This window comes from Staphylococcus sp. HMSC14D10 (assembly GCF_001808125.1).
Lineage (GTDB): Bacteria > Bacillota > Bacilli > Staphylococcales > Staphylococcaceae > Staphylococcus > Staphylococcus haemolyticus.
On the sequence record NZ_KV792266.1, the window covers coordinates 165,531 to 187,067 of the forward strand.

At 33.2% G+C, this 21,537-nt stretch carries 19 protein-coding genes; 9 read left to right on the plus strand and 10 right to left on the minus strand.

Annotated elements, in window-relative coordinates:
- Positions 1–65: 65 nt before the first annotated feature.
- The gene (locus HMPREF3134_RS12560; protein WP_240556347.1) at positions 66–386 is read right to left on the minus strand and encodes a GyrI-like domain-containing protein; all 321 of its coding nucleotides are present in this window, start codon (positions 384–386) and stop codon (positions 66–68) included.
- Between the two features lie 24 nt (positions 387–410).
- Positions 411–560 (minus strand): hypothetical protein, encoded by a 150-nt coding sequence (locus HMPREF3134_RS12565; RefSeq protein ID WP_240556345.1) that lies wholly within the window; start codon positions 558–560, stop codon positions 411–413.
- A gap of 140 nt (positions 561–700) precedes the next feature.
- Between HMPREF3134_RS12565 and HMPREF3134_RS10025 the strand changes: the two genes are divergently transcribed.
- The gene (locus HMPREF3134_RS10025; RefSeq protein ID WP_070442623.1) at positions 701–1,324 is read left to right on the plus strand and encodes a C39 family peptidase; all 624 of its coding nucleotides are present in this window, start codon (positions 701–703) and stop codon (positions 1,322–1,324) included.
- Between the two features lie 58 nt (positions 1,325–1,382).
- Here the strand turns inward: HMPREF3134_RS10025 and HMPREF3134_RS10030 are convergent, their stop codons facing one another.
- A complete protein-coding gene (locus HMPREF3134_RS10030) occupies positions 1,383–2,201 on the minus strand; it encodes a metallophosphoesterase (RefSeq protein ID WP_070442626.1) in 819 nt (272 codons plus the stop codon).
- A 310-nt stretch (positions 2,202–2,511) separates the two neighbouring features.
- On the opposite strand from HMPREF3134_RS10030, the gene HMPREF3134_RS10035 reads away from it, so the two are divergent.
- A complete protein-coding gene (locus tag HMPREF3134_RS10035; RefSeq protein WP_070442629.1) occupies positions 2,512–3,912 on the plus strand; it encodes an amino acid permease in 1,401 nt (466 codons plus the stop codon).
- Between the two features lie 305 nt (positions 3,913–4,217).
- Positions 4,218–6,425, plus strand: coding sequence for a cation:proton antiporter domain-containing protein (locus HMPREF3134_RS10040; RefSeq protein WP_070442632.1), 2,208 nt, complete (start codon positions 4,218–4,220; stop codon positions 6,423–6,425).
- 60 nt (positions 6,426–6,485) lie between these two features.
- On the opposite strand, the gene HMPREF3134_RS10045 is transcribed toward HMPREF3134_RS10040, so the two are convergent.
- Positions 6,486–8,312 (minus strand): APC family permease, encoded by a 1,827-nt coding sequence (locus tag HMPREF3134_RS10045; protein WP_011274946.1) that lies wholly within the window; start codon positions 8,310–8,312, stop codon positions 6,486–6,488.
- A 278-nt stretch (positions 8,313–8,590) separates the two neighbouring features.
- Here HMPREF3134_RS10045 and HMPREF3134_RS10050 point away from each other — a divergent pair, with 278 nt between their 5' ends.
- Both HMPREF3134_RS10050 and yidC read left to right on the plus strand, forming a co-directional pair.
- Complete coding sequence (locus HMPREF3134_RS10050) at positions 8,591–10,084, plus strand: serine hydrolase domain-containing protein (protein ID WP_070442634.1); 1,494 nt, start codon at positions 8,591–8,593, stop codon at positions 10,082–10,084.
- A 98-nt stretch (positions 10,085–10,182) separates the two neighbouring features.
- Positions 10,183–11,016: a membrane protein insertase YidC gene (gene yidC, locus HMPREF3134_RS10055; RefSeq protein WP_053025067.1), complete on the plus strand. Its 834-nt coding sequence runs from the start codon at positions 10,183–10,185 to the stop codon at positions 11,014–11,016.
- Positions 11,017–11,278: 262 nt separating this feature from the next.
- On the opposite strand, the gene HMPREF3134_RS10060 is transcribed toward yidC, so the two are convergent.
- From HMPREF3134_RS10060 to HMPREF3134_RS10075, 4 genes are all read right to left on the minus strand, one after another.
- Positions 11,279–12,118 carry an NAD-dependent epimerase/dehydratase family protein gene (locus HMPREF3134_RS10060; RefSeq protein WP_070442637.1) on the minus strand — a complete coding sequence of 280 codons (840 nt, stop codon included), beginning with the start codon at positions 12,116–12,118 and terminating at the stop codon, positions 11,279–11,281.
- A 66-nt stretch (positions 12,119–12,184) separates the two neighbouring features.
- Complete coding sequence (locus HMPREF3134_RS10065; RefSeq protein WP_037550159.1) at positions 12,185–12,658, minus strand: DUF1440 domain-containing protein; 474 nt, start codon at positions 12,656–12,658, stop codon at positions 12,185–12,187.
- 282 nt (positions 12,659–12,940) lie between these two features.
- The gene (locus HMPREF3134_RS10070; RefSeq protein WP_016930758.1) at positions 12,941–13,873 is read right to left on the minus strand and encodes a 2-dehydropantoate 2-reductase; all 933 of its coding nucleotides are present in this window, start codon (positions 13,871–13,873) and stop codon (positions 12,941–12,943) included.
- A 183-nt stretch (positions 13,874–14,056) separates the two neighbouring features.
- The gene (locus HMPREF3134_RS10075) at positions 14,057–15,451 is read right to left on the minus strand and encodes an MFS transporter (RefSeq protein WP_011274939.1); all 1,395 of its coding nucleotides are present in this window, start codon (positions 15,449–15,451) and stop codon (positions 14,057–14,059) included.
- 434 nt (positions 15,452–15,885) lie between these two features.
- On the opposite strand from HMPREF3134_RS10075, the gene HMPREF3134_RS10080 reads away from it, so the two are divergent.
- From HMPREF3134_RS10080 to lrgB, 4 genes are all read left to right on the plus strand, one after another.
- Positions 15,886–17,640 carry a sensor histidine kinase gene (locus tag HMPREF3134_RS10080; protein WP_046464668.1) on the plus strand — a complete coding sequence of 585 codons (1,755 nt, stop codon included), beginning with the start codon at positions 15,886–15,888 and terminating at the stop codon, positions 17,638–17,640.
- Complete coding sequence (locus tag HMPREF3134_RS10085; protein ID WP_011274937.1) at positions 17,641–18,411, plus strand: response regulator transcription factor LytR; 771 nt, start codon at positions 17,641–17,643, stop codon at positions 18,409–18,411. It begins immediately after the preceding gene.
- Between the two features lie 272 nt (positions 18,412–18,683).
- Positions 18,684–19,139 carry an antiholin-like murein hydrolase modulator LrgA gene (lrgA, locus tag HMPREF3134_RS10095; protein WP_011274936.1) on the plus strand — a complete coding sequence of 152 codons (456 nt, stop codon included), beginning with the start codon at positions 18,684–18,686 and terminating at the stop codon, positions 19,137–19,139.
- Positions 19,139–19,840 carry an antiholin-like protein LrgB gene (gene lrgB / locus HMPREF3134_RS10100; protein WP_011274935.1) on the plus strand — a complete coding sequence of 234 codons (702 nt, stop codon included), beginning with the start codon at positions 19,139–19,141 and terminating at the stop codon, positions 19,838–19,840. The genes lrgA and lrgB overlap by 1 nt, the downstream gene beginning before the upstream one ends.
- A 59-nt stretch (positions 19,841–19,899) precedes the next feature.
- On the opposite strand, the gene HMPREF3134_RS10105 is transcribed toward lrgB, so the two are convergent.
- Complete coding sequence (locus HMPREF3134_RS10105; protein WP_011274934.1) at positions 19,900–20,586, minus strand: ABC transporter permease; 687 nt, start codon at positions 20,584–20,586, stop codon at positions 19,900–19,902.
- A complete protein-coding gene (locus tag HMPREF3134_RS10110; RefSeq protein ID WP_011274933.1) occupies positions 20,586–21,533 on the minus strand; it encodes an osmoprotectant ABC transporter substrate-binding protein in 948 nt (315 codons plus the stop codon). The genes HMPREF3134_RS10105 and HMPREF3134_RS10110 overlap by 1 nt, the downstream gene beginning before the upstream one ends.
- Positions 21,534–21,537: the final 4 nt, after the last annotated feature.

The window sequence follows — 21,537 nt, forward strand, 5'->3', positions numbered from 1 at the left end:
TAAAAGAGCGCCTCCTCAGTTCTTTTAATTACAGTATTTTATAGTTTTGTAATACCTATTTTATCTCAATCTTTTGTCTGATCCTCTATAGGAATCCAAATTTCCGTAATATAATCACTACTTTGGGTATTTCCTGGTAAATAATGTTCAAACATAGGTGCTCTAATCGTCTTAAATTTAGCTTGAGGTAATAACTCTTGATAGATTTTAGGCATTATCGATTTAATCGCTTCGGGAACTTTTCCTTTCGCATCTATAACAACATACTTATGAGCTGACAATTCGAGTGTATTAAAGTGCGAATCATTATTATTCGAATTATCACAAGGTACACCAATGAAATAGTCGAAATGATTATCTTCTTTCTGTAAAATGACGCCTAACATTCCTGATAATGTTTGATTACTAAGTTATATTAAATCATCTACAACCCCATCATTATTTACTTTTTGCCAAAATGACGGTATATCTTTTTGCATCTCATCGCCACTCTCATACTTTCTTAAGACACCGATGAGTTGAACATGATTTAACTGTTCCAATTTATATTGTATTGCCATTCAAATGTCCCCTTTTTCATTTATTCTATATCAATAAAGTCAAAATCCATATTAATATACGAGATGACCACTAAGGTATATAATAAATTTACTTAAATTAAGTGATGTAAATCATAAAAGTGTCTTTGAGGAGAATAAGGATGAAAAGAACGATATTATCAATCAAACCAATTAGCCAATTATTTCCAATTCCAATGGTCATGGGCTGCGAAGGTGTTTCAGCAGCAATGTTACTTCAATATAACAGTCATAATATTAAAGCAACTGAAATTATGAAACATTGGCCCAAACATCCTAATAATCCCTATAAAGGCTATGTGGGTCATCACTTACTTGTCAAATTGGGTCATCATCAAACCATCTTTCCAGATGCTTATGTTCCATATTTACAAACAATTGATTCACGTATTGTTGATGGCACAGGTACTGACCTAACATCGTTAGAGACCGTAATCGATTCAGGTCAACCGGTCATCATGTACCACACGAGTTTAGGACGTAAACCATTTCGAAAACACTTTACATTTGATGATCATGAGAAAGAACTCGTTTCTAACATTCATGTTACGCTATTAATTGGATACGATAATAAATATTACTATTATATAGATCCCTTATGGAGTCATTTATTTAAATTTGTTATCTTTCCTGCTATAGTTCCTAATCGCTTTCAAATTATTAAAATTGCAAAGTCGAAATTAGAACGTAGCTTTAACGCTCCTGGTCGTACATGTATTTATCTTAAAGTAAACACCAATGATTAATAGTTACTGTTAAGTGAGGTCGAGATAATTTAAGACACTTCCCGATCTCACATATATTTTATTCATCACTAATATCAAATGTTACTAAAGCGTTATTGATTTCTTGATTAATATCACTCGTTCTCCATTGTCGTTGATACCCTAAGCAGGGACAAATATATGTGATGCCATTTTCACTAATCATCTTGCGAAAATGCACATGCCCCATAATGCTATAACGAATGGAATAGGTTGAATAAAATTCATCAAAGTCCTTAGTACCAATATAAGCATTAAAGAAATCAAAAATGCGATGCGGCATAGGTACTATAAATTGAGGATGCGTAACAATGTGTGTCATTAAAATAACATGTTTATCTTTCACTTGTTCTAAGTCTTCTTGTATTTGTTTAGCCGCCTCTTTAGATAACACTCTGTCATCAATATCCCAATCAATTTTCACTTTATCTTGCCATGTGGCACCATAATATTTCCCTCTTTTAATTCGATCCAAATCAAATTTGCTATCCGCATAGCTATAATCATACCAAGCTGTATGTCCAACAATTGCCCAATTATTATTAATAATATAAGGTTTTCCGATTAAACAATCTGGCTTGCTAGCATAAAATTCATAAATTTGCTTTGAACTGAGTGATGCTTCTGAAGTCCAATAGTCATGATTACCAGGCACGAATAAGATTGGTATACGACATTTTTCTTTTAAGTCTTGAATAAATTGATAACCTTGCTGAAAATGATTAGACATATCTCCTGCAATTAATAATAAATCAACACTTCTTTGTTCCGCAATATGGGCGAGTGCATCAAGATATGCTTGTGGCTCTAGTTTAGGATGTCGATCGATATGTAAATCTGAAATTGCACCTATCTTCATTAATGTCTTCCCTCTTACTTGTTTTGAATTGAAATCATTATGTCATAGTTATTATTAATAATAAATAAATCTGTTTATTAAATTTTCAGAAATTTGTTTATATTCTATACAATAAAGAGTATAATAAAATTGCCTTTTAGCAAAGTTACATAATTTGTGAACAATTATTATCAAAATCGCTTTTTATCTAAAATTTAACAACTATTGAACAAACGCTATACTTTGTTAAAAGAAAAATTCTTTACATAAAAAGAAAGCGTTTACAACTAAAAATTAAAAATCGCATCATTGCTTTCTAAGGAGGAAGTATATGGCTAGACAGTTGGAAAGAGAACTAAACAACAGGCATATTCAATTAATTGCGATTGGGGGCGCAATTGGTACAGGATTATTCCTAGGTTCAGGACAAACAATTGCTTTAACAGGACCTTCCCTTTTACTAACATACATGATTATTGGTATGGTCATGTTTGCATTCATGCGAGCACTTGGAGAATTGTTATTAAGTAATACACGCTTTAATTCATTTGTAGATATTGCGAACGAATACATAGGTCCCTTTGCCGGATTTGTCATTGGTTGGACATATTGGCTCGCTTGGATTGCTTCAAGTATGTCAGATTTAACAGCAATGGGACAATATTTTAGTTTTTGGTTCCCACAAGTTCCACATTGGATTACCGTCTTGTTCATAGTATTAATGTTAATCTCTTTTAACATGTTAGGTGCAAGATTATTCGGTGAATTGGAATTTTGGTTCTCAATTATCAAGATTGTTACTATTATTGCGATGATCATCGTTGGACTTGTCATGATATTCTTCTCATTTAAAACATCTTATGGTCATGCATCGTTTAGTAACTTAACTAATCACGGCGGTATCTTCCCTAATGGGCCATTTGGATTCTTAATGGCATTCCAAATTGCCGTTTATTCATTTATTGGTATTGAACTTATCGGGGTAACTGCTGGTGAGACGAAAGACCCTAGAAATGTAATTCCTAAAGCGATTAATAACGTGCCTATACGTATCTTATTATTTTACGTCGGTGGTTTATTAGTCATCATGTCGGTTATTCCTTGGAATAAAATAGACTCAAATAGTAGTCCATTCGTAACGATGTTTAGTTTAATCGGCTTACCATTCGCTGCCGGACTAGTAAACTTTGTAGTATTAACTGCCGCAGCATCAGCAACAAACAGTGGTATTTATTCTAATAGTCGTATTTTATTCGGACTTGCTAAACAAGGTTTAGGACCTAAAGTTTTAAGCAAAACAAATGATAGCAGTGTTCCCTACTTATCTATGTTAGTATCATCTGGTACCTTATTAGCAGCAGCATTGCTTAATTTTATTTTCCCAGATGCCATTAAATTATTTATTTATGTTACAACACTGTCAACTGTTCTATTTTTAGTAGTATGGGCAATGATTATCATTTCTTATATTGTTTTCGTTAAAAAGAATTTAGAAGAACACCATAAGAATAAATTTAAACTCTTTGGCGGACTTAAGACAGCATATGTCGTACTCGCATTTTTCGCGTTTGTGTTTGTACTACTATTCTTTAGCGAAGATACAAGAGCGGCCATTTTCATTTCACCAATTTGGTTTATCTTCTTGTTCATCTTTTATAGAAAATACAAGTCTAATGCAGAAGACTTAGCAGAACGAACTCGTAGTCAAGGTCGTAATTCAATTAATTATTAATCATCACATTAATTAATTGATAAACGAAATTTTTCAATTTATATAAGCAAATTAAACTGAGAAGATGCTTAAATCAAGCTTTTCTCAGTTTTTATATTTTTATGATCTTAACTCTGTTCTCACTATAATACAACTTTATTCAACTACTCCCAATTTTAAACATTTCAAACAACTCTATATTGATAACCACTTTAATTCATATATCCGTTTATAGACACTTAAATATGGTAAATAGGTTGCCATTTTTGGTAGCCTATCATGTCACATGGTAAACTATTAGTATTCATTTTATAAAGGAGTTATTCATGGAGCTATTAGAGGCATTTTTATTATTTATATTCGCAGTTATTATTAGTTCTATTATTTATAATAGGTTCCCTAAAATTCCTACTGCTTTTATTCAAATCGCATTGGGTGTCTGCTTATTTGTGCTACCTATTCCAATGCACTTTGAATTTGAATCGGAAGTCTTTATGATGGCTGTTATCGCCCCTCTGCTATTTGTGGATGGTACTCATATTTCCAGAACAAAGTTACTTGAGTATCGTAAACCCATTGTTCTTATGGCAATGGCCCTTGTATTTACTACCGTTATTGGTGTAGGTTTCTTTATTCACTGGATTTGGGCTGATTTACCAATGCCAGCCGCATTTGCAATTGCTGCAATTCTTTGCCCTACTGATGCAGTCGCAGTTTCCGCAATTACTAAAGGTAAGATATTACCTAAAGGGTCAATGTCAATTCTTGAAGGTGAATCATTACTTAATGACGCCGCAGGTATCATTTCATTTAAAATTGCAGTTACTGCACTTGTAACTGGTAGTTTTTCAGCATTTGATGCAATTGGCCAATTTATTATTTCAACTATTTTAGGTGTGTTAATTGGTATCATTGTTGGCGCACTAGTCGTAACTTTAAGAGTTTATTTAACTGCCAATAAAGGCATGAAAGATAGTAATACGTTAACATTCATTCAATTACTTACTCCTTTCGCCGTTTATTTTATTGGCGAAGAGCTTCACGCATCAGGAATTATAGCCGTAGTTGTCGCTGGTTTAATCCATGGTTTAGAACGCGACCGTTTAATTCGTGCCCAAACGGAATTACAAATGAACTATAACCAAATATGGAATACGCTAAGTTATGCGTTAAATGGCTTTGTATTTGTTGTATTAGGATATATCGTTCCCGAAGTAGTTATGGAAATTATTCATGACGAACCACAAAACATTGTATTTTTAATTACAACCGCGCTATTAATTGCGCTAGCGATTTATGTATTTAGATTTGTTTGGGTGTACTTATTATTTAAAGATTTTTATTATCCAAACAACGTTCAATCCTATTTAGATGATGAAGAAGATGCTGGACCACCGAAGCGTAATCACTATGCCTTTATTATGACAATGTGTGGGATACACGGTACCATTTCCTTATCAATGGCACTAACACTTCCATATATGATGGATGGTAACCAAGAGTTTATATATCGTAATGATCTGTTATTCATCGCTTCATTTATGGTATTAACTAGCTTAATTCTCGCTCAAGTTGTTCTACCGTTTATCACACCATCTGAAAAGATCTCAGAATTTAAAGGTATGTCCTATCAATCAGCTAAAATATTCATGGTTCAACAAGTACTCGATGCATTTAAAAAGAAAAACTCTGAAGAAAAAAGTATGGATTATCGACCAATATTAAATCAATATTTTAATGAGTTATCATTCTTAATCAATATGGAACCGGACAATAAAAATACGAAAGAATTACGTCGCCTTCAAGAAATAGCTGAAGAAGAAGAAACAAGAACACTAGAGCGATTAATCGAAAAAGAAAGAATTACTAAGAAGGATTTAACAGACTATCGCAATATTACGGAATTCAGTCAATCTTATCGTGAAATGTCTATTATAAGAAAAATAAGTCGTTTCTTTAAATTAATCGGCTTACGATTTAAAGCTCGTAAAGAATCACGAAAAGAGACACATCGCATCCATAAAGAAAACCGAGGATTATTAAAAGAAGAACATCATGCTACACCAGAACAAAATAAAATGGATATTAAAGCTAAGCGTGAAGAATATAAAGCTGAACGTCAAAAAGTAAAAGACGAGAAAAAGGCACAAAGAGAAGAATGTGCAAATAGCTTTAACAAAGTGCAACAATTAATGCGTGTTGTTAATCACAATATTTTTATGAAAATGCGTCAAGAACAAAATAGTTCAAATGTCTTAGAAGTGAGTTTAATTATTAACCAATATCACAACTTATCTCGTACGATTCGTCACAATAAGAATAGAAAGCAACAAAAAAATCAAAACAAAGAAGTATATGAACTTACTACACAGCAACAACAAGATGTAAAATTGGAAGCATTATACATCCAACGTACCATTTTAGATGAATTAATTTCACGAAATAAAGTAACTAATGAAGTTGCAACCCAATTACGAGAAAACATCAATTACAATGAAATCGTTCTAGCACATGAAGTAAGCAACGCTCACTAAAAATCAATTAAAGCCCATAGATAATGTAACCTTGCATTATCTATGGGCTTTTCTATAAGTTTATTTGTGTAATTTAAATGGTACAGTTGCTAAAATAACATTCTTTTGATAGAATAAGTGCATTTTTAATCTAATACTCGTTTGATTGTGTAAGAAGTTATGCCATGATTTTTTTGTAATAAACTGAGGCACAACAACTGTAATGACATAATTTTTATCATTCGCTTTTTTATTGATCTTATCAATAAATCTTGAAATTGGTCTAATGACACTACGATATTCAGAATGTAAGATGACTAAACGCACATCCGGATAATGACGTTGCCATTTTTCAGCAAAGCATTTATCCGCTTCATCTCCAAATGAAACATGAACTGCTATGACATCATCAGCAATCATTTGAGCATAATATACTGATTTATCAATGGCTGACGTAATGGTACTTACAGGAACAATTGCTAAATTTTTATCAACAATTGGCATATCTTGTACCATTGCAGTCGATTTCAACTGTTTAGCAATATCTTTATAATGACCTTTGATACGTAGGAATACAATCACAATTAAAGGTAAAAATATCAATATTGGCCATACATGGCTAAATTTAGTGATCAAGAAAATCATAAATACGATAAATGTAATTGTTCCACCTATCGCGTTGGCAATTAATTTGCGAGACCACCCTTTTTCTCTGCCTCTAATCCATTTAAGTACCATGCCATATTGTGCTAATGTGAATGGAATAAATACACCTACAGCATAGAGTGGAATCAAGTTCTCAGTTTTACCATCAAAAATGATAATAAGCAAGATAGCCCCAACACCTAAAGTGATGATAGAGTTCGAATAACCTAAGCGATCTCCTCGAACACTAAACATACGCGGCATATATTTATCTTTCGCCATGCTAGCGGCAAGCATTGGAAATGCTGTAAAACCTGTATTCGCTGCTAAAACTAAAATCATTACTGTTGTAGCCTGAACAAAATAATAACCAGCATTGTGTCCTAGAATGTTCATTGCTAATTGAGACAATACGGTCGTCTCAGTCTCAGGCATTACGCCGTACCAATAGGCTAAACCTACAATGCCTACTAATAGAAATGCAAGGATGCCACCCATTGTAACTAATGTTTTAACAGCATTCTTAGGACCAGGATCTTTAAAATTTGTTACCGCATTAGATATAGCTTCTACGCCTGTTAAAGATGATGCCCCAGATGAGAATGCTTTTAATAGTAAGAATAGCGTAACACCAGGCACAGCTGTTCCCACTGTTGCGTGCATATGTGGTTCAGCTTGGCCAGTTGCAACTTTCCATACACCTACAACAATCATAATAATTAACCCGATAATGAATAAATAGACTGGATAAGACAATACTGTAGCAGATTCTGTCAATCCACGTAAATTCATTATTAAAATAAATAGTACTAGTAAACATGCAATTAATACTTTGTGATGATACAGTGACGGAAATGCAGCTACAAACGCATCTGCACCAGAAGCGATACTTACCGCTACAGTTAAAATATAATCAACAAGTAATGAACCACCAGCTACTAGTCCCCATTTTTCTCCTAAGTTAGTCTTAGAAACCATATAAGCACCGCCGCCCTTAGGATAGGCATAAATGACTTGGCGGTATGATAAGATTAAAGCTGCTAATAGTACTAATACTGCACATGCAATTGGTAACGTGTACCATGACGCTATAGCACCAACGACTGCGAGTGTAATCAAAATTTGCTCCGGACCATAGGCTACTGATGACAATGCATCCGAAGAAAGTATTGCTAAAGCCTTGAAATTACTGATTCTTTCATTTTTTAAATCACGATTTCTTTTAGGTTTACCAATTAAAAGTCTTTTAAATTGAGTGAACATAATACTCTTTACCTCTTTATATTCAAATTCAATGGATAAAATATACTCCCATTTTGATAAAAAGTATAGATGCCCCCACTATTTTAATGTAATTTATTACCATTAAAGTTACATTTTACAGTTATATTTATTTGTAAAATTTCTATTATTAATTATTTAAATCAATAGATAGCAACACAAAAGAAACACAAGAGCAATTTATGAAAAAACTTGCTATACTATTGTCGTTAACAGTGTAAATTGTTCGCTACTTAAATCTTATGATCAGAGGATTAAAAATGAAAAAGACATTTCTTTTCAGTGGAGTCGTATTAGTTATTATCTTATTTATTTGTTCAATCATGATTAAATGGCAACCCAACTATTCAATGATTAGCCCTACTTCTCAAAATTATTTGGACAGCATTGTCGAAAACGAAATGAATGATGGTCACATTCCAGGCGTCTCTGTATTAATTATTAAAGATAATAAAATGTTACTCAATAAAGGTTATGGGTATGCAAACATTAAAAATAAACAAAAAGTAACCTCTAATACACGCTTTGAAATTGCTTCTAATTCCAAAGCAATGACGGGATATGCCATTATGCAACTCGTCAATGAAAGGAAAATCAAATTAAATGACCCTATAAGTAAATACATACCTAACTTTCATATGAAATATAAAGGAAAAAAAGTAGAAATCACTATTAATCAATTAATATCTCAAACTAGTGGTATTCCAGGAGATATCACTGACAATGATAAAATTACAAAAAAGACGGATAGTCTAGATGGAATTGTTAACAGTATTAATGGTCGTTCACTGAACCATCGACCAGGAGAACAGTTCGAATATGCTAATATGAATTACGATATTTTAGGTTTAATTGTTCAGAATATATCTCATTCTCCCTATTCATCTTATATGAGTGAACATATTTTCAAACCTTTAAATATGAAACATATTTCTACTAAAGAGAGTAATAAAAAGGGCGGAGATGATGCTCAGGGGTATGATATTCAACATAATAAAGCATACTCAGATAATCCAAAGTTTAATATCGGTGATAACCCGTCAGCCTATTTAATGGCTAGCACACATGACTTAGAACCTTGGATAAAATTTCAACTTCATCCCCCAAGACATTTAAAATCTTTAGTTGAAGCTACACACAAACCAAAGGTTAAAACAAATGACGATGATGATTCTCAATATGCAACAGGCTGGTTTGTCACTAAGGATAATCAAGAAACACTTATCTATCATCCAGGTACGCTTGAGAACTATTCTTCTTATATTATTTTGAATCCTAAGAAAGACTATGGCATTGTTGTTCTCGCAAATGCTTATTCTAGTCATACTCCAACGCTTGCCAAACATTTAAATACGCAATTAAGTCAAGGACAGCATATTGATACGGTACAATACTACATCAATCAATACAAAACTATGATTATTGTAGTTACAATCGTGATTTGGATCATGGTTGCTATAACTTTGATTTACTTATATCGTCATATCACCAGTCATCAACTGATCCTATTAAGCGTTCAACATAGAAACACGAAATATCGAATACTCATACTTTCAATCGGCTTTATTTTAATTTTAGGTCTTCTACATGTATTGCCTTCATTGTTACTAAATGGCTCTGATTGGCAATTTATTATGTCTTGGCTACCGGCACCAGCTAAAGTCACTATACTAGGTTTCATCACTTTATTAACGAGTCTTTTTGGTTTGACTCTTTTAAAAATAATTACAGTTACAAATAAATCAAAGTCATAAAATTGAGATTAACCGCTACGCTTATCATGCGAATATGTTAAGCTAAACATATTAAAGACTAAGATTATTAAAGACCTCAAGCACATAGGAGATTATAAATGAGAAAAAAATGGTCCTTATTCATAATGAGTGTTGTCATATTATTGGGTGGATGTGACTATTCTCATAAAGAAGATCAACATGGGTTCTTTTATACTATATTTGTTAAGCCAATGGATATGTTACTTCACTTCTTAGGTCGAACATTCCATGAGAATTATGGATTAGCCATTATTGTCATTGTACTTATCATACGTCTTGTACTAATGCCACTAATGTTTATCCAAGTGAAAAACATTCACATTATGAGAGGTAAAACTCAGGTAGTTAAACCAGAAATTGAGAAACTGCAAGATAAACTAAAGAATGCTGATACACAAGAAGAACGTACTGCAGCTAATAAATTATTAATGAAAAAGTACAACAACTATGGTATTAATCCATTCAAAAGCCTAGTTGGAACTTTGCCAATATTAATCCAAATCCCTATTTTATTAGGTTTATACGCTTGTATTAAATATCCAACGAGTGGTGGTATTATCGAGCACCCTCACTTTTTATGGTTCAATTTAATGCATACGGATTTAATCATGACATTTATAGCAGCTTTACTTTACCTCATTCAACCTTTGGTCAATGCAATGCATTATCCAAAAGAAGAACGCCGCACATACTATGTCATGATGGTGTTATCTCCATTATTTATTATTTATGCATCACTGCAATCTGCTTCAGCCTTAAGTTTATACTGGGCGATAAGTGCAACGTTTTTAATTATTCAAATGCATTTTGCACATAGCCATTATGCAAAAGTAGGCAAAGCTGCTGGAGATCAGTTACGTAAACAAATTGAAGAACAGCGAAGAAGTAAGTCTACAAATCACAATGACTAACTCAAAAAAGAGCAAAACATACTAAAAAGAGACTGGGATATTAAGTTCTTGTATAAGAATAAAAAATACTAAGTATTTTGGCGAGACTCTTGAGAAAATAGGACAAGCTGAAGACTACAGGGTGAGGCTAACTCCTAAGAAAGCGAGCCAATAATTCGAAGTATTGTAAATAAAGAAACTAGCAAATGAAGTTTTTAAGACTCATTTACTAGCTATTTCTATAGGAATAATATCCCAGCCTCTTTATTTCATTTCTACAATCTTATTTTAAAGGATGCATACCATCTTTCCATGTATTGTAGATTAGTGTACCAACTTGTTCTTTAAATTTGTCATTGGTGATGCCACGTTCAAATGGTTGTACGGGTTGGATAGTGACTTCAGGATCCGCACTAACTTCTTTTGAATACCATGCTACAAAGTCTGATCCTTTTACTGGCTCATCATCTGCAACATTATAAATACCAGTATCAAAGCTCATCGCTTGAATAGATACTTCAACAGCATCATCTAAATGAATGAATGATGTGACACCATCTGATAATGTTACTTCTCCATCTTTAAATTGATTATAAATCATACCGTCTTTACCATACCAAGTACCTGGTCCATATAACCAACTGAAACGTAACACAACATATTGGTCCATACGAGCGGTTTCTTTTTCAAGTCCAATCACGCCATCTACCGTAATTTTTCTGTCACCATCTGAATGATTATCTAATGGTGTTTCTTCAGTAGCAAGTCCTTCTCCTGGTTCATACATGAAACCAATACTTTGAGCTACTACTTTTTTAACATCATATTTAAGTGCCGCATCAGTTAGGTTTTTACCGCCCTCTATACGCACTTTTGAGTTTGCTACCATATCAACATTTTTTAAATCTGTAATTTGATTAATGATAATTTCAGGACGAAAGTCATCAATTGCTACATCAATAGTATCCGCTTTTAAGATATCGCCAATATACGCTTTAGCGTTTAGTCCTTCTAATTTCTCTTTACCTCTCTCAGATGTAGTAAATCCGGCAACCTCGTGTCCTTCTTCAATCAAACGTTGTGTTAATCTTGTTCCGATTAATCCTGTTGCGCCTGTATTAATATTTTAGTCTTTATTGTACTCACCTTTTTATTTCTCTTTTTCTGAAAATGAATATCTCAATCTAACCTACTTACTTGAATCTCTAATCATATCAATAGTATTCATCCAAACAATATGACCGAACAACTCTGAAAATCGTTCTTCATAAGGTAAGTCTTTAACCTGAGGTGTCAAATTCAACTTTGGCAATAAATATTCATGAAATGCAATATGTATAGCAACGCCAAATAATGATCCTTTCAATGCTGTGATTCTTGGGAATTTTTCAGCTAATAAGCCATATGCTAAAGCATTTGCTACAGAGAAGCCATAATGAATACCCATAACCGTTATTGGAATATCATTACCATTATAGTGATAGGTTGCTTTTTTGATCGAATCTGGTAAACCCACCTGATTCAATAATGTCATTGGAGGGGTTTCTTTCTCACGGTCAGGTGTTCTAGGCGGAACGATAGCTTCCCAACCAATCTTAACTGCACCACTTAGCAATCCACCTACAATACTCGTAATGATGACACGTTTCGTTGAACGATTCATTCTAATAACAGCTCCTTCAAATTCACTTAACTTTCTTCTACCCTTTTATGAAAAATTTAAAATCATTCATATTAAATTAAGGATTTAGCGTATCAATTTTAATCACAAAGATATAATTATTCGACTCAAAATGGAGCGAGACCGAATTCAATTTGAATTCAACATCTCACTCCAAGCCTTATATATTAAATTGGTTTCATATTTCAATCTTAAGTCACAACTAACATACTTTGTATTAGCATATTAGATGAAAACATGTCCTTCACACCTTCTAAGTGGACATTATTTTGCATGTCGTTGTTGCTCTTTCGCATGTACCATATTCGCTACAAATTGGTTAACTGGCGCATCAATATGATGTTCTTTACCTAATTGAGCAACTGCTCCATTAATATAATCAATTTCTGTAAGACGATTATTGTTAATCAAATCTTGATACATTGATGGATAATGTGGGCCTACCTTTTCATTTAAATCGATGAGATAATTGTAAACTTCATCTCCATTTAAATGTACGCCATCTACCGTTGCAACTTGTACAATTTCCTGTGTAATCTTGTAAATAAGTTGTTTCGCATAATCACTCTCATTTAAATTTGATAAACGACATTCTAATATCGTACAAAGTGCATTAGCAGTACCATTCACACAAATTTTCTTCCAAATTGATTGTTGCAGCTGCTCACTTTTATGTGGATTAAGACCAGATTGATCTAACAGTTCATACACGACATCAACATTAGCTTGACCTTTAGGTACAAGTGCACCAATTTCAACCGGACCTGCCCCCATTAAATGTGTATGTCCAGGAGATTCTAATCCTGCAGTCCATGTAGTAACACCGCGCACAATTCGTGATTCGTCAACATAATGTTGAATTAAACGTTCGTGCTTCAAACCATTCATCGTACAAACCATAATTGTATTGTCATGAATGTGTGCTTTAATATGTTCCAGCATATCTTGTAACTGCATCGCTTTAGTGAATAAAAAGATAACATCAAATTGAGCATCTTGTGGAATATCGTTATGTTGATACATCGTCATGTTAAGATGATGATTTTTACCATTGATGTCTATATGTAAACCTTCTTGTATAACTGCTTTCGCTTGTGGCTCCCATCCATCAATTAACGTTACATCATACCCTTGACGGTATAACATCGCACCAAATCCGCTTCCTAACGCGCCAGAACCTGCAATTGCTATTTTCATATGTCACGACCCCTTTTTCCTAATGATGATTTTAAAATACTACTTTAAATTTATAACGTCAATATTGTAAACGGAATATTCACAATTTTAAGATAATTAATATAAATTGTTCTTTAATTTATTAAAAAAGATATCGAACTCTAATCGAATTCGATATCTCACTATTAAAAACTAATATTTATATTAATTTGTTCTTAATTTCTTAGGAACTAAAATTAAAATTACTATAAATGCAGTTAAAGCAATTCCGGCATTGAATAATACGCCAGCAGCGCCGCCGAGTTGTAAATTCATGAATGATGCACCAAAACCATAAATGGTACTAGACATAGCAACACCAAAAGCATTACCTAAAGATGACGCCATTTTATACAATCCAGATGCTACACCTACTTTATCATCAGGTGCTTCTGCAACCGCTGTATCAGTAGAAGGAGTAGCATATGTACCTAAACCGATACCAAATAATAAGTAACCTATAATACTTGAAATGATATAAGCAACATTTGGTAAGAATGTTAAAGATAATAGTAGTAATCCTAAGAATGCAAAACCACTACCTACTAATAATGGTTTTTTAGCACCAAGTTTTTGTAATAATTTTTCACCAACACGAATCATGATTAGTACAGCTACAAGGTACGTAATTGAAATTAAACCTGCTTGTAATGAGCTAAAACCTAATTGACTTTGATAATACGTATTAACAACAATAAGTGTACCACCGGCAACACCATTTAACATAAAGTTGGATAATGTCGCACCACTATAACCCTTATTTTTGAAAATATGAAAATCAACTAACGGGTTCTCTGTTTTTAATTCTCTAATAATAAATAAGATTCCTGCAACTAAGAATACAGCACCAAGTGATAAGATCATTGGCGAGAACAGTCCTCGATCTGCAGCTTGCGTAACCATCACGTTAACACTTAATAGTGTAATAACCAATAGTATTAAACCAGTCACATCAAATTTTGTTTTAGTTTCATCTACACTAGGTTCAACTTTAGTCTCGGGTGTATGTTTAATTAAGAAAAAGGCTAAAATTGAAAGTGCAATTGAAACAATAAAAATCCACTGCCATCCAATCGTTGAGGCCATGAAACCACCAAATAATGAACAAATACCACTACCGCCCCAAGAACCGATAGACCAGTAACTAACAGCGCGTTGTCTTTCTTTTCCTATGTAATATTCATTTATTATTGCAAGTGTTGACGGCATAATTAATGCACCTGATAAACCTTGTAACGCACGTCCTACTAATAGCAACCATGCGACAGGTGCGATGATTAAACATAATGAACCAATAATATTTAATGCTAAGCCGATGTATGTCATTTTTACTCGACCTAATTTGTCTGCAATATCTCCTGCCCCTACAATAAATAGTCCAGAGAACAATGCAGTTAAACTAATGGCAATGTTAATCGTACCCATGTCTGTGTTAAATGAAGATTGTAACGTTGGAACAACGTTAACTAATGATTGTGCAAATAACCAGAATGTGAGTACCCCGATTATAATACCAATTAGTAATTTATTATCTCCCCTAAATTGTTTTGAAGACTCCATCTCGAAAAATTCCTCCTAAATTACCCTAAAACTAATCTACTCAAGTTGATTTAAGTCCTAATAAAGCAACTATAATGAGTGTCATCAATTTTATGTCTATAGCGTTAATTAATAAGTTCCCTATTTCTATAATTTATTAACATGTGCATCATGACTTTCATTATTTGACGTTAGATTATGTTAGATACAACACTCACTTAAGAAATTAGTTTACATTGAAAACCTTATCATAATTAAGAAGAAATGACTTAATAAAATACTCTAACTTTTTCAATAAATATTTTTAACAACATACTCAAAAGTGCAATAAATCAATAATTAGATACCTACAAATTATAAGTTTTAATTTTAAACTATTAAGTTAAAATTATCCATATTATAATTATAGAAAGGATAAGTATTTTAACTGAAACTACAATGAATAGGTGCTTACTATGTTTAATTTATTTATATTATTGCTTGAACGTGTAGGGTTAATCATTATTATCGCCTATATGTTAATGAATATTAATCACTTTAAAACGATGATGGGCGAACGCGAAAAATTGCGTTCTCAATGGCAATTAACAATTTTGTTCGCTCTATTTGCTATAACTTCAAATTTCACTGGAATTGAAATTGAAAATGGACATATTGTATCTAGTAATATTTATTACCACCTAAATGACGATGCATCTATGGCAAATACACGTGTATTAACAATAGGGATGTCTGGTTTAATTGGCGGACCTTTCGTCGCAATTATAGTAGGCATTGTATCAGGGTTGTCACGCCTTTATATTGGCGGTGCAAATGCATACACCTATCTCATTTCATCTATTTTCATCGCACTTATATCAGGGTTTTATGGTTATCGTACAATGCGTCGCTATACTTACCCAACCGTTTTAATGGGTGCCATTATTGGTGCAATTAATGAAGCAATTCAAATGGCATGCATACTCATCTTTGCCAACGATACAGCTTCTGCATGGTCGCTTGTTCAATTTATCGCCTTACCTATGATTTTAATCAATAGTATTGGGACAGCTATCTTCTTATCTATAATACTTTCAACATTAAAACAAGAAGAGCAAACCCGTGCTATTCAAACGCATGATGTCTTCGAAATAGCGAATAAAACGTTGCCGTATTTTAGGTCTGGTTTAACTGAACAGTCTGCACGTTCCGTTGCTGAAATCATTCTGAAATTGATGAACGTATCGGCGGTTGCTATCACAAATAGAACAGATATTTTAACACATGTGGGCGCTGCAAGTGACCACCATGTTGCTAAAAAAGCAATCATTACCGATTTATCAAAAGAAGTCATAAAAACGGGTCATTTAAAAGAAGCACACTCTAAAGAAGAAATCGGATGCAACAATCCAAATTGTTCTTTAACATCTGCTATCGTCATCCCTTTAATGATTAATCAAGAAGTAGCCGGCACATTAAAATTTTATTTTACAAATGAATATGAAAACACAACATCGACGAAACAACTCGCACGTGGCCTAGCAGATATCTTCTCAAGTCAATTAGAATTGGGTCAGGCCGAAATGCAGAGTAAACTTTTAAAAGATGCTGAAATCAAATCGTTACAGGCACAGGTTAATCCGCACTTCTTCTTTAATGCGATTAATACCATTTCAGCCCTCGTACGTATTGATAGTGAAAAGGCAAGAAAGTTATTATTGCAGTTAAGCCAATTCTTTAGATCAAATTTGCAAGGAGCTCGAAATAACACCATTACTTTGGAAAAAGAATTGCAACAAGTAGAGGCCTATTTGGCATTAGAACAAGCACGCTTCCCTGATCGATTCACAATTCAATATCATATTGATTCATCATGTAAGCATGTGCTTATCCCACCTTTCGTCATTCAAATTCTAGTTGAGAATGCTATCAAACACGCCTTTAAACACCGTCGCAAAGATAATATTATTGATGTAGTTGCACACCATGACAATGAAGAATTAACATTAACTGTTCGTGATAATGGAAGTGGCATTGATGATGATAAGTTACCATTGATTGGACAAATGAGTGTCGATTCAGAGACAGGAACTGGTAGTGCCTTAGAAAATTTAAACAGACGGTTAATTGGACTTTACGGCACAAAGGCCGCCTTACATTTTGAATCAACAGAAATAGGAACGACGGTAAGTTGCCATATACCATCACACACAATAAAGGAGGATATTTAAGTGAAGACGTTAATCGTTGATGATGAACCATTAGCTCGAAATGAGCTTCATTACTTATTAAATGAGATATCTGGATTTAACGTGATTGATGAAGCTGAAAACATAGAAGAAACGTTAGAAAAACTTTTATCAGAAACATATGATTTAGTCTTTTTAGATATCAATCTTATGGATGAAAGTGGTATAGATTTAGCACAAAAAATAAAGAAAATGAAACAACCACCACACATTATTTTTGCAACGGCACACGATACATTTGCAGTTAAAGCCTTTGAACTTGATGCAATTGATTATATACTCAAGCCTTTTGAACTTGAACGTATAGAGCAAGCAGTCAATAAAGTTAAGCATCAAATATCTAATAGCAATGAGATAGATCATATAACAAGTGAACCATCTACGCTATCAATGCAACAAGATGATCGCCAAGAAAATGAAGACCAAACCGTACTACCAATTGAAATGAATGAACGTATCTATGTGATCCGAAAAGATGACATCACAGCAGTTTCAGTCAACAATGGGATAACAACGATAAATACCACTCATCGCACATATCAAACTAATGAACCACTTAACTACTATGAAAAGAAATTATCGAATAACACATTTATTAAAATTCATCGTGCGACTATCATTAATAAAACGCATATCGATAGCGTTGAACATTGGTTCAATTATACCTATCAAGTAACCATGACATCGGGAGATAAATTTCAAGTTAGTCGATCATTTATGAAGGCATTTAAACATGAAATTGGCCTTGCTTAACCAGTCAAACATACAACGTAAACATATTAATCATCTTAATAAGTATTTAATCTATGGTAAACATCAATATTTGATACGCCAAATAAGGTTAAATACTTTTTTATTTTATAAATAAATGTCTTATCATTTGTTATTATTTTGACTATTTGATTTTCAACTTGAATATATTGCAACTCACGTCCTAATTTTTGTAAGTCACTGCCAAAACTCACAATAGTAAACGTTTTCATAATATTCTATCTGTAAGGGAAAGAGAAAGGGAGCGTTAAAATATGGCAAATGAACAATCACAAAGTAATGCTCATAAAGGAAATCATAAGTTAGCAAAAACGTATAATTTCTTTCAGCAAGCATTAACGATTGCTATCGTACTATTTATATCTAAAATTATTGAAAGTTTCATACCATTTCCTATGCCAGCGTCAGTAATAGGACTCGTATTACTATTCATCCTATTATGCACTGGTGTGGTCAAATTAGGTCAAGTTGAAGGTGTCGGCACAGCATTAACGAATAATATTAGTTTCTTATTCGTACCGGCCGGAATTTCGGTTATCAATTCTTTACCAATATTAAGCCAACATCCTATTTTAATATTGCTATTAATTATTATTTCAACGTTATTACTACTTATCTGTGTAGGATTTGTTTCACAATTATTCGTAACAAAAACATTATTCCCATCTAAAGAGCAAAATGAACAAACTAAACTTGGGGAGGGTAACTAATGGTAGATCATTTAGGAATTACAACACCGTATTTTGGTATATTAGTCTCATTAATACCATTTGTCATTGCACAATATTTCTATAAAAAAACGAACGGTTTCTTCTTACTAGCACCACTTTTCGTAGCAATGGTTGCGGGGATCGTATTTTTAAAAGTAACAGGTATTAGTTATGAAAATTACAAAATAGGTGGAGACATTATTAACTTCTTCTTAGAGCCAGCAACAATTAGTTTCGCCATCCCTTTATATAAAAAACGTGATGTACTTAAAAAATATTGGCTACAAATTTTTGGGGGTATCGCAATTGGAACGTTAATCGCACTTATCTTAATTTACTTAGTAGCTATTGTATTCCAATTAGGCGATCAAATTGGTGCTTCAATGCTACCACAAGCTGCTACAACTGCGATCGCCCTTCCAGTATCACAAGGTATTGGTGGCGTCAAAGAGTTAACGTCATTAGCCGTTATTCTAAATGCCGTTGTTATTTCTGCATTAGGTACTAAAATTGTTAAGTGGTTTAAAATTTCAAATCCAATCGCTCGTGGTTTAGCCCTTGGTACAAGTGGACACACACTTGGCGTAGCTGCAGCCAAAGAACTTGGTGAAACTGAAGAGTCAATGGGTAGTATCGCCGTTGTTATCGTTGGCGTAATTATCGTTGCCATTGTTCCACCATTAGCTTCAATTTTATTCTAAACATTTTAAAAAGAACCTGAACACAATGTTGTGCTCAGGTTCTTTTTCATTTGTAACCATTAATTAATACTTTGAACTTTATTGTCTCGTTTCTTACTATTATTCGTTGGATCGAGTTTCTTTTCTAATAAACGTAATCCTAAATCTATAATAATCGCAATTAACGCAATTGGAATGGCACCAGCAAGTATATAAACCGTACCATCAGTAGAGTTTGTACCTCGTATAATAATATCTCCTAGTGTAGAAGCTCCAATAAATGAGCCAATTGCCACGATACCAATCGCTACAACTAGAGCAATACGAATACCACCAATAATCACTGATAATGACAATGGCAATTCAATCATACGCATGACTTGATTCTTAGTCATTCCCATACCCTTGCCTGCATCTTTAATATTGTAGTCTACTTCTGTAATGCCAGTGTACGTATTCTTAATAATTGGAAGTAACGCATATAAGAATACTGCAAACACTACAGTATTAGGCCCTAACCCAAGTGCTAGCATAAGTATTGCTAACATCGCGATTGCTGGAACTGTCTGGATAATATTCGCGATAGTAATAATAGGCCATGATAACTTTGTATATCTTGAAATTAAAATCCCTATCGGAATGCCAATAATACAAGCGAATAACACGCCATAAATAGACATTAATAAATGTTTGAAAAAGAGTTCCATCAGATAGCCAAAGTTCAAGGTATAGTATTCATAAAGTGAGCTTAACAAGTTACCTTTCATTATTTTTGACCACCTTTCTTACTGTCATCTTCAAAATAATTATGTTTCTTCAAATATTCCTCTGCAATAACGGCAGGTTCTTTACCTTTTCCATCCGCTTCATAATTTAATTTCTGCATTTCTTTAGTACTAATTTGTCCCTGTAATTTTTTCAATGCTTTGTCAATTTCAGGGTGATCTTTGATTAGTTTTTCAGTTGCTAATGGACTTCCATCATATGGTGGGAAGAATTTACGATCATCTTTTAAGATTTTCAAATCGTAAGCAGCAATACGTCCATCGGTTGAATAACCAACAGCAACATCTAATTTTTTATTTTTTAAAGCATCGTACACCAAACCAATTTGCATTGGGCGTGCACTCGCAAATTTAAACCCATATTCTTTTTGGAAAGCTGGATATCCATCACCAGCACGGTTCATCCATTGTGTATCCATGCCTAAACGTAATTCATCTTTATATTTTTTTAAGTCGGAAACTTTTTCTAAATGATATTTCTCAGCTACTTCTTTAGTAACCATGAATGCATACGTATTTTCAAACCCAAATGAGTCATAATATTTCTGATTATATTTTTCTTTAAATAATCTTTGTGACTCTGACATTGCTTTTTTAGTATCTTTTGTTGGTGGTGCATCAAGTACACTCGTCAATTCTGTTCCAGTATATCTTACTGCTGACATATTCACATCTCCACGTTGTAATGCATTATGTTGAATAATACTGGAACCTAAATTACCAACAATAGTAGGTTTTATTTTGCCATTTGTATAATGTTCTATCATTAGTTTTTCAATATTTGCCATAATTTTTGTTTCACTAGTTTCTGTGGCAGTAATCTTCACACTATCTTTACCGTCACCATCGCCTAAACCTGGTAAACTACATCCAGATAATACGATGAGAGACATTGCAAGAAGTATGAAAGTAAGTTTTAACTTTTTCATAATT

Coding starts and splice junctions, on each gene's coding strand:
- HMPREF3134_RS10025 (WP_070442623.1), top strand. CDS start 701: ATGAAAAGAACGATATTATCAATCAAACCAATTAGCCAATTATTTCCA.
- HMPREF3134_RS12560 (WP_240556347.1), bottom strand. CDS start 386: ATGTTAGGCGTCATTTTACAGAAAGAAGATAATCATTTCGACTATTTC.
- HMPREF3134_RS10070 (WP_016930758.1), bottom strand. CDS start 13,873: ATGAAAATAGCAATTGCAGGTTCTGGCGCGTTAGGAAGCGGATTTGGT.
- HMPREF3134_RS12565 (WP_240556345.1), bottom strand. CDS start 560: ATGGCAATACAATATAAATTGGAACAGTTAAATCATGTTCAACTCATC.
- HMPREF3134_RS10045 (WP_011274946.1), bottom strand. CDS start 8,312: ATGTTCACTCAATTTAAAAGACTTTTAATTGGTAAACCTAAAAGAAAT.
- yidC (WP_053025067.1), top strand. CDS start 10,183: ATGAGAAAAAAATGGTCCTTATTCATAATGAGTGTTGTCATATTATTG.
- HMPREF3134_RS10075 (WP_011274939.1), bottom strand. CDS start 15,451: ATGGAGTCTTCAAAACAATTTAGGGGAGATAATAAATTACTAATTGGT.
- HMPREF3134_RS10050 (WP_070442634.1), top strand. CDS start 8,591: ATGAAAAAGACATTTCTTTTCAGTGGAGTCGTATTAGTTATTATCTTA.
- HMPREF3134_RS10110 (WP_011274933.1), bottom strand. CDS start 21,533: ATGAAAAAGTTAAAACTTACTTTCATACTTCTTGCAATGTCTCTCATC.
- HMPREF3134_RS10105 (WP_011274934.1), bottom strand. CDS start 20,586: ATGAAAGGTAACTTGTTAAGCTCACTTTATGAATACTATACCTTGAAC.
- HMPREF3134_RS10035 (WP_070442629.1), top strand. CDS start 2,512: ATGGCTAGACAGTTGGAAAGAGAACTAAACAACAGGCATATTCAATTA.
- HMPREF3134_RS10040 (WP_070442632.1), top strand. CDS start 4,218: ATGGAGCTATTAGAGGCATTTTTATTATTTATATTCGCAGTTATTATT.
- HMPREF3134_RS10065 (WP_037550159.1), bottom strand. CDS start 12,658: ATGAATCGTTCAACGAAACGTGTCATCATTACGAGTATTGTAGGTGGA.
- lrgB (WP_011274935.1), top strand. CDS start 19,139: ATGGTAGATCATTTAGGAATTACAACACCGTATTTTGGTATATTAGTC.
- lrgA (WP_011274936.1), top strand. CDS start 18,684: ATGGCAAATGAACAATCACAAAGTAATGCTCATAAAGGAAATCATAAG.
- HMPREF3134_RS10030 (WP_070442626.1), bottom strand. CDS start 2,201: ATGAAGATAGGTGCAATTTCAGATTTACATATCGATCGACATCCTAAA.
- HMPREF3134_RS10080 (WP_046464668.1), top strand. CDS start 15,886: ATGTTTAATTTATTTATATTATTGCTTGAACGTGTAGGGTTAATCATT.